The organism is Syntrophaceae bacterium (assembly GCA_013177825.1).
Taxonomy (GTDB): Bacteria; Desulfobacterota; Syntrophia; order Syntrophales; family PHBD01; genus PHBD01.
On the sequence record JABLXX010000003.1, the window covers coordinates 315,881 to 328,478 of the forward strand.

A 12,598-nucleotide genomic window follows, 5' to 3' on the forward strand; every position below is an offset into this window, starting at 1 on the left:
TATCGTGAGCGAACGGGATATCGTCCAGGTCCGGATCGACGGTGCCCTTGTCGGGATCGTCGGCCTGAATGCGATCATGGCGGGACTGGCTGCCGACGGCAAGGGCCGGACCGATGAAGAAATGAAGGAAGAGCTTCTCCGGAGAGTCGGAGAAGGAAATTACATCCCCCGGAAGGCCGGAACGAAATACGGCGATGCGCTTCTCCGGGAATTCCGGAAGTTCCGGGGGGAGGAAGTAGAGGAAGATGCGCCGCAGGGTGTGCGCGTTCAGATCCTCGGACCCGGCTGCGCCCGATGCTGGCAGCTGGAGAGGGATGTCCGGGACGTGATGGCGGAACTGGACCTGGCGGGCGAACTGGTCCACGTGGATGACCTCAGGGAAATCGCCCGCTCCGGTGTCCTGGGAGCGCCCGCCCTGATCGTAAACGGCCGGGTGCTGGCGGTGGGAACCGTCCCGTCGAAAAGCGATATCCGGAAATGGCTTACTGAGATTCAACAGGAGGTGACGTGATGGAAATCAAGGTATTGGGACCCGGCTGCGCCCGGTGTGTACAGGTGGAGAAGCTGGTCCAGGAGGCACTGAAGGAGGCCGGCCTCACCGCCGACGTCTCCAAGGTGAAGGATATGAAGGAGATCGCCTCCTTCGGGGTCTTCGGCACGCCGGCTGTCGTCGTCGACGGGGAGGTGAAGTCCGTCGGGAAGATCCCGACCAAGGACGATATCAAGAAGTGGCTGAAGAAATAAGCCCGTCGATTGCTTGATCGACGGATCGGGAAACACGCAAACGACAAGGAAACGTGATGAGAAAATATCTGGAAAAAGTTCAGGATTTCCGGCTTCTGCCCATCTTTGTCATCGTCAGCATGGCCGTGGGCATCGCCATCGGGAAGGTGTACGGCATTTCGAACTTTGCCCTGACGCCGCCCATCGATGCCATCAAGGCCATCTTCGCGGGGACCTATTCCTTCACCCTCGCCAACAGCCTTGCCCTGGGCGTGGTTGTCGGCCTGTTCCTGATGATGTATCCGGCCATGACCAATGTCAAGGTCGAGGACCTGGGGAAGGCGGCGACCTCTCCGAAGCAACTGCTCCTGGTTTTGTTTTTCAACTACCTGGTCGCCCCATTCTTCATGCTTTTCCTGGCGAAGGTCTTCCTGTCGGGCTACCCGGATCTCTATGTCGGCCTGGTGCTTTACGGCCTGGCCCCCTGCATCGCCATGGTCATCGTCTTCACCTTCCTGTCCCTGGGCAACAACGCCCTGGCCATCGTTCTCGTGGCCATCAACTCGATCTGCCAGATGCTCCTGATCCCCGTGTACGCGAAGCTGCTTTTGGGCGAGGTGTCCTTCGACGTCTTCCTGGTCGGAGAAAGCGTCCTTCTCTATCTGGGCGTTCCTCTGGCGGCTGGATTCCTGACCCGCCGGATCGCCGTGAAGAGACTGGGCGAGGAGGGTTTCAAGCATTTCAAGACCTACCTGGATTCCCTTTCGATCATCGGCCTTCTCTTCACGCTGATCGTCATGTTCGCCCTCAAGGGAGACCTGATCCTGGAGAACCCCATGCTGATCGTCCACATGGCCGTTCCCATGACGCTGTTTTTCTGGATCATGTTTGCCGTCGTCTACCTGGTGAGCTGGAAGATGGGACTGAACTACGAGGATTCCGTGGCCGTGGCCTTCAATTCGACGGGCCGGGACTTCGAGATCGCCATCGCCATTGCCATCACGGCCTTCAACCCGGTCGTGGCCCTGGCAACGGTCATCGGCCCCCTCATCGAGGTCCCCGTCATGCTGGTACTGGTCTGGGCGGCCCGCCGGTCGAAGGCAAGACTGTTTGCCGAAGCACCGGTTGCCGTGGAGGTCGTTCCGGAAAGGGTCCGAAGCTCCAGGGCGAAAAAGAGGAAAAGGAAGTAGGACGTTTGCTGCGTTTTTCGAGAGGGGACGCACTGCGTGTTTGAAAAGGTTCTCTTTCCGGTCGACTTCTCCCGCCACACGGAGAGGATCGTACACCGCATCCCGGACCTGGAGGGGACGGGCCTGCAGACAGCCGTATTTCTACACGTGATCGATCCGGTGAAGGCGGCCCGGTGGACCGACGTGGATGAGCCTGCCCTCGAACGGTACAAAACGGAAGCGGACGACAGGCTGAAGGATCTGGTGGAACCGCTGAGGACGCGGACGACGATCCGGATCCTCCGGCTTGTCGCCGTAGGAACGACGGAGCGGGCAATCATTGATGCCGCAGAGGACCAGGGGGCTTCGCTCATCATGATGGGCGCCCACGGAAGAAGCTACATCCGGGGAGCGCTCCTGGGAAGCGTGACCAGGAACGTCCTGCGACGGACCCGGACGCCGCTCTTGATCGCCCGGTTCGAGAACCCGGAGGCCCAGGTAGAGAAGGATCCAAACTTTTTCCCGCGGGATCCCTGTGAGAAAATTCTGTACCCGACCGATTTCTCCGAGAATGCACTTCGGGCATTCCGTTCGGTCCGGACTTGCCGTCCGGGAGCCGCCAAAGAGGTAATTATCCTTCATGTTCAGGACAGCCGCTCCCTGCTGCCTTACCTGAAACACCGGATGGAGGAGTTCGACCGCGTCGACGGGGAGAGGCTGTCGGAGCTGAAGCGCCAGCTGGATTTCCTGGGGTTCGCCGTCCGCACGGTTCTGAAGACGGGTGTGCCGGCCACGGAAATCAGCCGTCTCGCCGATGAGGAAAACGTCACGATGATTGCCATGGCCTCCCATGGGAAGAGCAATGTCCGGGAAGCGCTGCTGGGTAGCGTCGCCGAGGCTGTCGTGGAGCACCATGTCCGCCCTGTCCTGGTCATTCCCAGGGAGTTGGGTCATGAAAGGAGGGAATATGGCTGAGAACTGCTGCAGCGATGGAAGCAAGCGTATGATTGTCTGGTGCGCCGGGGCCTCGAACGTAGGCCAGATGACGCACCATCTCGCCGTGGAACTGGCCGGGGAAGGGCAGGGTCGGCTGTTCTGCCTCGCCGGCATTGCGGCCCACCGCAGCGGCTTCGTCCGGTCCGCCAAGGACGCCGAGGATATGATCGTCCTGGACGGCTGTCCCGTCGGCTGCGCCGCGAAGATCCTGGAACACGTCGAGGCGCCCGTGATGAACCACTTCGTCGTCACGGCAATGGGCGTCGAGAAGGCCTTCGGTGGGGAGCTCAAGAGGGAGGACATCGACCAGGTCAAGGCGTCGATCCGGGCCGCTCTGGCGGCGAATGAAAATCCAGGCCAATGAAAGGGTAACGACTTGAAGATGCATGCACCGATTCGAACGATGGGAATCCTCGTTGCCGCAGCGGCGCTTATTTTCATGGGCATCTGCCCTGCTGCCGCCGACTTCAGGAATCTCCCGGTGAAGGGCATGGTCACCATGGTGGACCTTGGGGCTGCCTCCTGCATTCCCTGCAAGATGATGGCTCCGATCCTCGACCGGCTGGAGAAGCGTTACAAAGGCAGGGCCGCCATCGTCTTCGTTGACCTCCGGCACGAAAAGGAGGCGGCACAGAGATTCGGGATCCGGGCGATCCCCACCCAGATCTTCTTCGACGGTCACGGCAAAGAGGTGGTGAGACACCTCGGTTTCATGAGCGAGGAGGCCATCGTGGCCCAGCTCAAGGCAATGGGTGTGCAGTAAGGAAAGGTTTCTTCATGGAGTCCGTATTCCTGACGGTCAACGAATGGATGACAGGCGCACCCGCCTGGGCGGCTCTCGGCGCTTTCCTGTGGGGCATGGTCAGCGTCCTCTTCAGCCCCTGCCATCTGGCCTCCATTCCGCTGATCATAGCCTACGTCGGAGGCCAGGAGCGGCTTCTCCAGCCCCGCGAAGCAGCCGGTTACGCCGGGGTATTCACGGCGGGCCTGTTCATTACGATCGCCCTGATCGGAGCGGTCTGCGCCGTCCTGGGCCGGATGCTGGGGGATGTCGGCAGTTTCTGGCAGATTCCCGTAGGGCTGGTGCTCCTCTGGGTGGCCCTGGGCATGATGGGAGTCGAATCCTGCTCCGCTTCGAGCGGACTTCTCTATCGTCTGCGGCTTCGTGGGATCGGGGGCGCGTTCCTCCTGGGCCTCGCCTATGGTGTCCTGTCCGGCGCCTGCACCTTCGGCTTTATCGCTCCGATCCTGGCCCTGATTGCCATTCAGAAACAGATTGCGACGGGCCTCGTGCTGATCGTCCTGTTTGCGCTCGGTCACTGTCTGCCCATTGTCCTGGCGGGGAGTTCCAGCGCCTTCGTCCGGAGGCTGGTCGAAGACCAAAACTGGCAGGGGGCGGGTGCGTGGTTCCGCAAGGGAGCCGGGGCTCTCATTGCCGTCCTGGGGGTTTATTTTATCGGCAATCCGTTCTGGGGAAACTAGAGGCTGACCATGAACACGACGATCGTTATGGTCCTCGGTCTCGGGATTCTGGCCTTTGCCTCGGGAATGGTGGGGCTCGGGGTGGCCTTTTCGGCGGTGCCGTTTCTGGCCTTCTTTCTTCCAGACCTGGTCCACCAGGTTCAGCCGCTGAGTCTGCTCCTGAACGGAATCACGGCCCTGTTTGCCGTATTCGGGTTTGCCCGGAGCGGTTACGTGGACTGGCGGAAGGCGATCACTCTTTCCGTCGTGACCACGCTGGCCGCCCCATTCGGGTCCTGGCTGGCCCAGTCAACGCCGGTCATGATCGTTTGGACGGCGTACCTGACCTCGGTCATCTTCCTGGCCTACCGCCTCTTCCGGCCGGTCCAGGCGCGACCGGGGAACGAGAATTTCCGGCTGGTCCTGATCCTGGCAATACCCATTTCCGTCTTAAGCGGCCTCCTCGGGATCGGTCCCGGATTTCTCCTCATGCCGACCTTGATCCTGGTGGGGTTCGATCCGAAGAAGGCGGCCGGAATCAATGCTTTCGCCGTGACGCCCCCTTCCTTTTCGGCCCTGATTCCCCACCTGGCTACGGCCCGCTTCGATTTGGGGTTGACGTTGAGTCTGCTGTTCGCCGGAGCGGCCTGCGCCTTCCTGGGAGCGCGGCTGACGAGCCTCTATGTTCCCGGAAACCGGATCCGCCAGTTCTTTGGTGTTTTGATCGTCGTCATGACCCTGTACAAGATTTACACGCTTCTGGCCTGAAACAACCGTCTGTAATGACCGGAGGAAAGATGAAAAAAGTCCTGTTCATATGCACCCATAACGCATCGCGTTCCCAAATGGCGGAGGGATTTCTCCGGTCCCTGAGAGGGGATCGCTACGAGGCCTTCAGCGCCGGGACAGAGCCCCGGGGGATTCATCCCTATGCGGTCAGGGTCATGGCGGAAGCCGGCATCGATATGGGAGGCCAATGCTCGAAGAGTGTCGACGAATTTCAGAACTCGTCATTCGACGAAGTCATCACGGTTTGCGACTCTACCCGGGAATTCTGCCCCGTCTTCTTCGGCGGGGGGAGCCGGCGGCATCAAAGCTTTCCGGACCCGTCCCTCCTTCAGGGGACCGAGGAGGAAATCCTCGCGGGCTTCCGGTCCGTTCGGGATGCCATCCGGAACTGGATCGAGGCGGAATTCAGCGCGGATGAGGCATAAAAATACCCGGAAGGAATTCCGCCGAGGCATTGGGCCCGCCTCGAATGAAGGCGGATTGATCCATTCGGAATCGTTGTCTTGAGGGGTGCATCGTTTTCCGTATCGCATCCATGAATGCGGGTTCTGCCCGACGAAAGGAGATTAAATTCATGAAACACAGGTATGAGTCACTCGGATTCATCGGCGGGGGTAGAATTGTCCGGATTCTTCTGGGAGGGCTGTCACGAAAAGAGATGCTGCCGGCGAGGGTTATTGTCAGCGATACCAGCCCCGACGTCCTGTCGGCACTCAAGGCAGGATTCCCCGGTGTCGGGACGTCCGGGGCGGACCCGAAGCGTCCCGCCGCCGCGGATCTGGTTTTCCTTGCCCTTCACCCGCCGGCGGTCATGGGTGTCCTGGGCGGGATCGCGCCGATCCTCGGCAGGAATTCGGTTGTCGTCTCGCTGGCGCCGAAACTGACCATCGGGCAGCTCTCGAACGGACTGGGCGGATTCCGGCGGATCGTCCGGATGATTCCCAACGCCCCATCAATCGTCAACAAGGGGTTCAATCCCGTCGCCTTTGATCCCGCTTTCGATGGCGAGGAGAAAAAAGCCATTCGGAAGTACTTTGAAACACTGGGAGATTGTCCGGAGGTGGAGGAGGGGACCCTGGAGGCATACGCCGTCCTGACCGCCATGGGTCCTACATATCTGTGGTTCCAGTTGAACGAACTCCGGATGCTCGGCGAGTCCTTCGGCCTGTCGCCGAAGCAGGCCTCCCGGGCGCTGAACAAAATGGTGAAAGGCGCGGCGAAGATCCTCTTTGATTCCGGGATGTCCCCCCAAGAAGTCATGGACCTTGTACCGGTAAAGCCCATCGGCGAAGACGAGGAGGCGATCCGGAAAATCTACCGCACGAAACTGGAAGGGCTCTACGCGAAACTGAAGGTGTGAGCGGCTCATCTTTTGCTTTCGCCGGGTCACCGGATTGCCGCCGCATCGCCCCTTCCGTTCTTGCGCTGGATCTCACGCCGTTTGTCCGGCGATAGCAGGCAGCCTTCCAGGCAGTGGCCGACACAGTCTCCGTTGCATGGCTCGACGTGGATCGTGACGCTCGTCTCGGGGTATTGCCGCTCGATGAGGTTGGACAGGTCCTCCGTTATTTTGTGTGAGCTTTCAACGGACATATGAGGATCCATCTGGAGGTGAAACTCGACAAACCGGAAATGGCCGGATTTGCGGGTCCGCAGGTGGTGAAAACCGTGCACGACGGGCCTCTGCTCCAGGATTCGCCGCCGGATCCAGTCTTCCTCTTCCCGGGGGAGATTGACATCGAGAAGATCCCGCGCCGATTGCATGGTCAGGTCGTAGGCTGCCTTGATGATCAGGAGGGCGACGCCGATGGCCGCCGCCGGGTCAAGCCAGTTGAGGTTCATGTCTGGGAAGATCCAGGAAGCCAGCCAGATCAGGGCCAGGCTGGCCATGACACCTGCCGAGGTGTAGACGTCCGTCCGCAGGTGCCAGGCGTCGGCCTGAAGGGCGATGGAATCGGTCTTCCTGCCCACCTTGAAGAGCTTCTCCGAGACGACGATATTGGCGCAGGCGGACAGGAGCATGACGCCCACGCCCCATCCGATGTCTTCGATGGGCTCCGGATGCAGGATCTTCTTCACCGCTTCGAAGATGATCCAGCCGGCGGCGACGAAGATCAGCACGGCTTCGATGGTTCCGGAGATGTTTTCGATCTTGCCGTGACCGAAGGGGTGCCTGCTGTCCGCCGGCAGGCTGGAGGTCTTCACGGAAAACAGGGCGATCACCGCCGCCAGCCAGTCCACGCCCGAGTGGATCGCCTCGGAGATGATCGAGACCGAGCCGATCATCAGGCCGATCACGAGCTTCATCACGACCAGGATGGAATTGGATGCGACGGAAAGGAGCGCCACGCGCTCCTTTTGTTTCTGGGTATTCATAGCTGATCCTCCGGAACTGCGAGTCCGCGATTATAGGCACATAGGGAATATTTTCCACATATTTGTGACCCGGAAGCCGCGGGTCTGCATGGATGACCGGTGAGCCATGGCCGCTCCTGCCGAATGGAGCATCCCCGGTATAAAGAAAGTGACCGTGTATCCATTCCGTCTCCGAACCCGTCTAAGTCAACAAAATGCATGAAGGAGGTAATAAAATATGCCCGGATGGTTTGCAGAAACGTGGCCGGCAGCCGCCGGATGGTGGTGGGTGATCCCGTTGCTCTGCATGACGCTGTGCGTCCTGATGTGTCTTCTGTTCCGGTCGAGAATGGGCACGGGACGGTGGTTCTGCTGCATGGGCCCCCGGAGGGACGATCTCGAGGAGATCAAAAAAGAACTTGCCGGTTTGCGGGCGGCAATCGGCCGGACGGGCGGAGTGCCGGGAGGGGATAAATGAACGAAAGGATAAAAAAACTGATCGCCGTCGGGGCCTCGGTGGGAGCCAACTGCCATCCCTGCCTGGAGTTTCATGTCGTGAAAGCGCTGGAAATGGGCATCGACCGGGAGGAGATCGAGGCGGCCGTCGAAGTCGGAAAGGTTGTCCGGCGAGGGGCTGCGGGCAGCATGGACAAACTGGCTCTGAATCTGGTCCGGGATCGTCCCAGCGCAGCCTCCTGCAGTGCCGGGGCCTGTTCCGGCTCCGGTTGCTGCTCCTGAAATCCCATGCTATGAAATAAACATGAAAGAAGAAAACAGGGCAGTCGGCGAATATCGTTTCGAGGATATTTATCGGGAGTTCCAGCCCCGCATCCTGCGCTACCTGGCCCATATGGTCGGCGAGAGCGAGGCGGAGGACCTGAGCCAGGAAGTATTTTCCCGCGTGAACTCGGCATTGAAGGAGTTCCGCGGGGAGGCACGGATGTCCACGTGGATCTAACGGATCGCGACGAACGCGGCACGGGACAGATTCCGCAGCCGGTCCGCAGATTCCCGCAGGCAAAGCCCGTTGCCCGTCGACAACATCGAGGAAGCTGTTGAGAACCACGATCCATGGACGGGAGAAGAGCCGCGGAGCAGCGAAGGGAAGGTCATCCGGCGGGAGATGAACGGCTGCATCCGGGAGATCATCGGGACGCTCCCGGAGACCTACCGGTCGGTCATCATTCTGGGCGACCTGGAAGGGATGACGGACCGGGAAATCGCCGACGTCCTTGGAATCCGGATCGAGGCGGCCAAGATCCGGCTGCACCGCGCCCGGGCGAAACTGCGGGAGGAACTGGCCTCCGCCTGCGTCTTTTACCGGGACGACCGGAATGAATTGGCCTGCGATCGGCGGAACCCGCCGCTCCGGATCTCGGAGAAGCCCCCCGGACCGGAGGGCGGACATTCCCGGCGTGGTTCTCTTTCCGCGGTGCAGGACAAATACGGGACAAAAAACACGGGTGGACGCAAAGCCGTAACCATAAGGGAGACGAAGCGGTGAAATCATGATTCCCGATCCCGCCGCCTCCGCTTGGTCTCTGAACCATGGGATCTCCCAGAGTGGGGAGGGTCTTTACAAAAACGCCAAAACATGCGAAAAGCCACGCCTGTGAGAAGCCTGTCCAGCGATGCCGTTTCTGAAGAAAAAACTTCCTGGCGAGAGATCGCAATGCTAACTGCAAACACAATCGTTCAACAGAACGGAAGTCCGGTATGGCGGAGCATCCTGACGGTCCTCCTTGCCGCGGCGGGAATCGCCGTCATGGTTTACTACAATCTCTGCGACACCGATTGCAGCTACCTCAAGGGAGAGCTTCTGGGAATCGACCTGAAGTACCTGGGGATCGGCTTCATGGCGGTCCTCATCGTCCTGGTCATGGTTCGGCAGTCCTGGCTGATCCGGATCATGCTGGCCGGCGCCTTGGGCGGGGAGATTCATCTCATCGCCTTCCAGGCAAGGGAGGACGTCTTCTGCCCCTTTTGCCTGGCCTTTGCGGCGATTCTGCTCATTTCCTACGCCGTCCAGTACGAACGTCCGGCCGGCGGAAGCAATGCATTTCGTAAAATCCTGTATCTGCCCGGGGAGGTTGTCATGCCGTTTCTGAAGAACCTGCGCCTGCCCCTGATCGGCTTCGTGCTGGCGGGGTATCTCGTCATGATCTCCTTGTTTTCAGGCTCTGTCACGCCCGCCTACGGCGCCGAAGGCTCCCCGGTTCCCTCTTTCGGGAAGGGGAATGTTGAAGTCCTCGTCTTCACGGATTATTTCTGTCCCCCCTGCCAGGCCGTGGAAAAGGATCTGGAGCCGGCCCTGGAGGAAGTCCTGAAAAAAGGGAAGGCGATGGTGACGTTCGTTGACATGCCCATCCACGCGCAGACGCCGCTTTATGCGAAATACTTTCTTTATGCCGTTCGTGCAGGGAAAGATTATCGGGAAGCCATGCAGGCCCGCCATCAATTGTTCGATCTGGCGAAGGGAAGCGCTCCTGGATCCGATGCCGATCTGACGGGGGCTCTCCAGGCCCGTCATGTGCGTCTGGCGCCTCATGACGTGAAACCCACCCTCCAGGCCTGGGATGGGATCATCCGGCATTACCGCATCACTTCGACGCCGACGATGGTGGTCCGGTACTCCGATACGGACGTCCGGACCTACCGGGGATCGATGGAGATCCGGAACGGACTGGAATCACTTCGGAAAGCGCTGGCGCCGAAGAAGGCGCCGAGGAAAGCGAGAAGAGCAAGGGCTTGATAGTCTTCCCCCATGATCGGATGCTTGCACGAACCTCTGCCGGCCGGCAGGGGTTTTTTTTTGCCACGCTCTGCAAACAGCCGGTCCGTCCGATGCGCGCGGGGGGTGTTCTTATTTCTTTACGGTATTTTCAGGATCTGAGACTGGCGGTAACCGATGTATGTAAGGAGTCCGAGGGCGATGAGGATCAGAACCATGCCCGCCCCTTCCCATGCCGAAGGCCGCTCGCCCAGCTGGATGAAAGAGGCTGTCATGCCGATGACCGGTGTGGCCAGTGTCCCCATGCTGGCCGCCCCGGCCGGGAGTTTTTCGAGGATGTAGAACCACAGGAGAACCGCAATGGCGTTGCTGAACACGCCGCTGTAGACCAGGGCGGCGACGAAGGGCGGCGTCCAGCGGACCGGCTCTTCGGGGACGACAAGGGCAAGCACAACCAGCGGGATGGTGCCGAAAAGCATCTGCCAGGTCGTCAGCGACACGAGGTCGAATTGGGTTCTCTTCCGCATCACCTTCGTGACGATGGCACCCAGGCCCCAGGCGACTCCCGACACGACGGCCAGGATTTTCCCCAGGGCAGATCCGTGCATGTGTCCGGGATCGAGGATGATCAGGAGCCCAGCGAAGGCCAGAACGGTCGGGACCCACTGGTTCCCGCGGATCCGTTCCCCCAGGATGGGCCAGGCGAGGAGGAGCACCCAGAAGGGCATCGTGTAGACGAGAATGGCCGTCCGTCCGACCGAGCCCAGTGCCAGGGCCCAGGTGACGGCGCCGATCGTGACGGTCGTGCCGATCAGTCCCAGGAGCAGAGTCTGGAGCGGCCGGCGGGGGCGTAGGCCATGGCGGCGCCAGAGCAGCAGGCCGAAGAGGCAGACCACGCCGACAACCATCCGGAGGGCGGCAAAGTCGAAGGGGCCGGAGTACTTCAGGGCCTCCTTCATGACGACCCAGTTGTAGCCCCAGAGGCAGGAAAGGGCGATCAGGGCCGTCAAGGCGGGATTCAGCAAGATCCTTTTGATCAGAGGGATCTTTTCCACAGCTCCAGTGCCTCCAGAGCCCGCCGGGCATAGGCCTCCCCGCGAAACCGGCGGCGGAGCCTGAGGCCCAGGGGGGTGAACAGGCCGAAGTTGACGTTCATGGGCTGGAAATCCTTTTTCCCCGGTTCCGTGATGTGGTGAAGCAGCGAGCCGATTGCCGTTTCCTTCGCCGGCGGGGGGAGATCCCTTCTCTCCAGACGGAACGCGACGTTCAACCCCGCGAGCAGGCCCATGGCCGCCGACTCGATGTATCCCTCCACGCCGGTGATCTGGCCGGCGAAGAAGATTCCCTCCCGGTCCCTGAGCTGAAGGGAAGAATCCAGCAGGGAAGGGGAGTCGATGAACGTGTTCCGGTGGATGCTCCCGTACCGGGCGAACCCGGCATTCTCCAGACCGGGAATCATCCGGAAGATCCGCGCCTGCTCCGGCCATGTAAGCTTTGTCTGGAAGCCGACGAGATTGTAGAGCGTTCCCTCCAGGTTTTCACGCCGGAGCTGGACGACGGCGAATGGGGGACGACCGGTGCGGGGATCCGTCAGCCCGACGGGCTTCATGGGACCATAGGCCAGAGCCAGAGCTCCCCGTTTCGCCAGGACTTCCACGGGCAGGCATCCCTCGAAGAACCGGGTCTCCTCGAAGTCGTGGAGGGGGACTTCCTCCCCTGTCGTCAGGGCGGTGTGAAAACGTTCATACTCCTGACGGTCCAGCGGGCAGTTCAGGTAGTCCCCCTCGCCGGCATCGTACCGGGAAGCGGAAAAGACGCGGGTGCGGTCGATGGTTTCGGCCTCCACGATGGGGGAGATGGCGTCGTAGAAGTGGAGATAGCCGCGTCCGGTGAGGCGGGCGATGGATTCGGCGAGGGCGTCCGAGGTCAGGGGGCCCGAAGCGAGAATAACCGTCCGGTCCTCAGGGATTTCCGCCATTTCCCGGCGCAGAAGGCGAAAATTCTCTTCTTTCCCCAGGGCTTCCTCGATCCGGCGGGAAAACAGGATCCGGTCCACCGCCAGGGCCCGGCCGGCGGGAACGGCCGTGGCATCGGCCGATTCCATCAGGAGGGAGCCCAGCCGGCGCATCTCCTCCTTCAGGAGGCCCGGGGCGTCCTCGACACGGCCGGAGCGCAGGGAATTGCTGCAGACCAGTTCCGCCAGGAGGGGCGAACGGTGGGCCGGCGAATACCGGGAAGGCTTCATCTCCCAGAGCTCCACCGGGTGGCCCCGGCGCAGGAGCTGCCAGGCGGCTTCACAGCCGGCCAGGCCTCCGCCGACGATGATCGTGGGCTGGCGCGTCGTCATGGAGATTTCCGTCGCTCGCGCGGGGAG

18 protein-coding genes are annotated in these 12,598 nt (G+C 61.0%); 15 read left to right on the forward strand and 3 right to left on the reverse strand.

What is annotated here, in order from left to right; genetic code table 11:
- Nucleotides 1-4 precede the first annotated feature (4 nt).
- From HPY65_09090 to HPY65_09135, 10 genes are all read left to right on the forward strand, one after another.
- Nucleotides 5-511, forward strand: coding sequence for a thioredoxin family protein (locus tag HPY65_09090; GenBank protein ID NPU84634.1), 507 nt, complete (start codon nucleotides 5-7; stop codon nucleotides 509-511).
- Nucleotides 511-744 (forward strand): thioredoxin family protein, encoded by a 234-nt coding sequence (locus HPY65_09095; protein NPU84635.1) that lies wholly within the window; start codon nucleotides 511-513, stop codon nucleotides 742-744. The genes HPY65_09090 and HPY65_09095 overlap by 1 nt, the downstream gene beginning before the upstream one ends.
- Nucleotides 745-800: 56 nt before the next feature.
- Nucleotides 801-1,913 carry an arsenic resistance protein gene (locus HPY65_09100; protein NPU84636.1) on the forward strand — a complete coding sequence of 371 codons (1,113 nt, stop codon included), beginning with the start codon at nucleotides 801-803 and terminating at the stop codon, nucleotides 1,911-1,913.
- Between the two features lie 36 nt (nucleotides 1,914-1,949).
- Entirely contained in the window at nucleotides 1,950-2,867 is a 918-nt protein-coding gene (locus HPY65_09105; protein NPU84637.1) for a universal stress protein, read from the forward strand.
- Nucleotides 2,860-3,252 carry a zinc-binding protein gene (locus HPY65_09110; protein NPU84638.1) on the forward strand — a complete coding sequence of 131 codons (393 nt, stop codon included), beginning with the start codon at nucleotides 2,860-2,862 and terminating at the stop codon, nucleotides 3,250-3,252. Before HPY65_09105 ends, HPY65_09110 begins: the two co-directional genes overlap by 8 nt.
- Before the next feature lie 39 nt (nucleotides 3,253-3,291).
- Nucleotides 3,292-3,651: a thioredoxin family protein gene (locus tag HPY65_09115; protein NPU84639.1), complete on the forward strand. Its 360-nt coding sequence runs from the start codon at nucleotides 3,292-3,294 to the stop codon at nucleotides 3,649-3,651.
- 14 nt (nucleotides 3,652-3,665) lie between these two features.
- A complete protein-coding gene (locus tag HPY65_09120; protein ID NPU84640.1) occupies nucleotides 3,666-4,370 on the forward strand; it encodes a cytochrome C biosynthesis protein in 705 nt (234 codons plus the stop codon).
- Between the two features lie 9 nt (nucleotides 4,371-4,379).
- On the forward strand, nucleotides 4,380-5,117 hold the full coding sequence (locus HPY65_09125) for a sulfite exporter TauE/SafE family protein (GenBank protein ID NPU84641.1): 738 nt from the start codon (nucleotides 4,380-4,382) through the stop codon (nucleotides 5,115-5,117).
- 29 nt (nucleotides 5,118-5,146) lie between these two features.
- Nucleotides 5,147-5,563, forward strand: coding sequence for an arsenate reductase ArsC (locus HPY65_09130; protein ID NPU84642.1), 417 nt, complete (start codon nucleotides 5,147-5,149; stop codon nucleotides 5,561-5,563).
- 149 nt (nucleotides 5,564-5,712) lie between these two features.
- Entirely contained in the window at nucleotides 5,713-6,498 is a 786-nt protein-coding gene (locus HPY65_09135) for an NAD(P)-binding domain-containing protein (protein NPU84643.1), read from the forward strand.
- Between the two features lie 26 nt (nucleotides 6,499-6,524).
- Here HPY65_09135 and HPY65_09140 read toward each other — a convergent pair whose 3' ends face one another.
- Nucleotides 6,525-7,514 carry a cation transporter gene (locus HPY65_09140; protein NPU84644.1) on the reverse strand — a complete coding sequence of 330 codons (990 nt, stop codon included), beginning with the start codon at nucleotides 7,512-7,514 and terminating at the stop codon, nucleotides 6,525-6,527.
- Nucleotides 7,515-7,731: 217 nt separating this feature from the next.
- Between HPY65_09140 and HPY65_09145 the strand changes: the two genes are divergently transcribed.
- The 5 genes from HPY65_09145 (at nucleotide 7,732) to HPY65_09165 (ending at nucleotide 10,245) form a co-directional block, all read left to right on the forward strand.
- Entirely contained in the window at nucleotides 7,732-7,971 is a 240-nt protein-coding gene (locus HPY65_09145) for a hypothetical protein (protein ID NPU84645.1), read from the forward strand.
- Nucleotides 7,968-8,231 carry a carboxymuconolactone decarboxylase family protein gene (locus tag HPY65_09150; protein NPU84646.1) on the forward strand — a complete coding sequence of 88 codons (264 nt, stop codon included), beginning with the start codon at nucleotides 7,968-7,970 and terminating at the stop codon, nucleotides 8,229-8,231. Before HPY65_09145 ends, HPY65_09150 begins: the two co-directional genes overlap by 4 nt.
- A 22-nt stretch (nucleotides 8,232-8,253) precedes the next feature.
- Nucleotides 8,254-8,451 (forward strand): hypothetical protein, encoded by a 198-nt coding sequence (locus HPY65_09155; GenBank protein NPU84647.1) that lies wholly within the window; start codon nucleotides 8,254-8,256, stop codon nucleotides 8,449-8,451.
- Between the two features lie 3 nt (nucleotides 8,452-8,454).
- On the forward strand, nucleotides 8,455-8,997 hold the full coding sequence (locus HPY65_09160) for a sigma-70 family RNA polymerase sigma factor (protein NPU84648.1): 543 nt from the start codon (nucleotides 8,455-8,457) through the stop codon (nucleotides 8,995-8,997).
- A 168-nt stretch (nucleotides 8,998-9,165) separates the two neighbouring features.
- Nucleotides 9,166-10,245: a thioredoxin domain-containing protein gene (locus HPY65_09165; GenBank protein ID NPU84649.1), complete on the forward strand. Its 1,080-nt coding sequence runs from the start codon at nucleotides 9,166-9,168 to the stop codon at nucleotides 10,243-10,245.
- Nucleotides 10,246-10,364: 119 nt separating this feature from the next.
- Here HPY65_09165 and HPY65_09170 read toward each other — a convergent pair whose 3' ends face one another.
- Both HPY65_09170 and trmFO read right to left on the reverse strand, forming a co-directional pair.
- Entirely contained in the window at nucleotides 10,365-11,183 is an 819-nt protein-coding gene (locus HPY65_09170) for an EamA family transporter (GenBank protein ID NPU84650.1), read from the reverse strand.
- 77 nt (nucleotides 11,184-11,260) lie between these two features.
- A complete protein-coding gene (gene trmFO / locus HPY65_09175; GenBank protein ID NPU84651.1) occupies nucleotides 11,261-12,571 on the reverse strand; it encodes a methylenetetrahydrofolate--tRNA-(uracil(54)-C(5))-methyltransferase (FADH(2)-oxidizing) TrmFO in 1,311 nt (436 codons plus the stop codon).
- Between the last annotated feature and the right edge of the window lie 27 nt (nucleotides 12,572-12,598).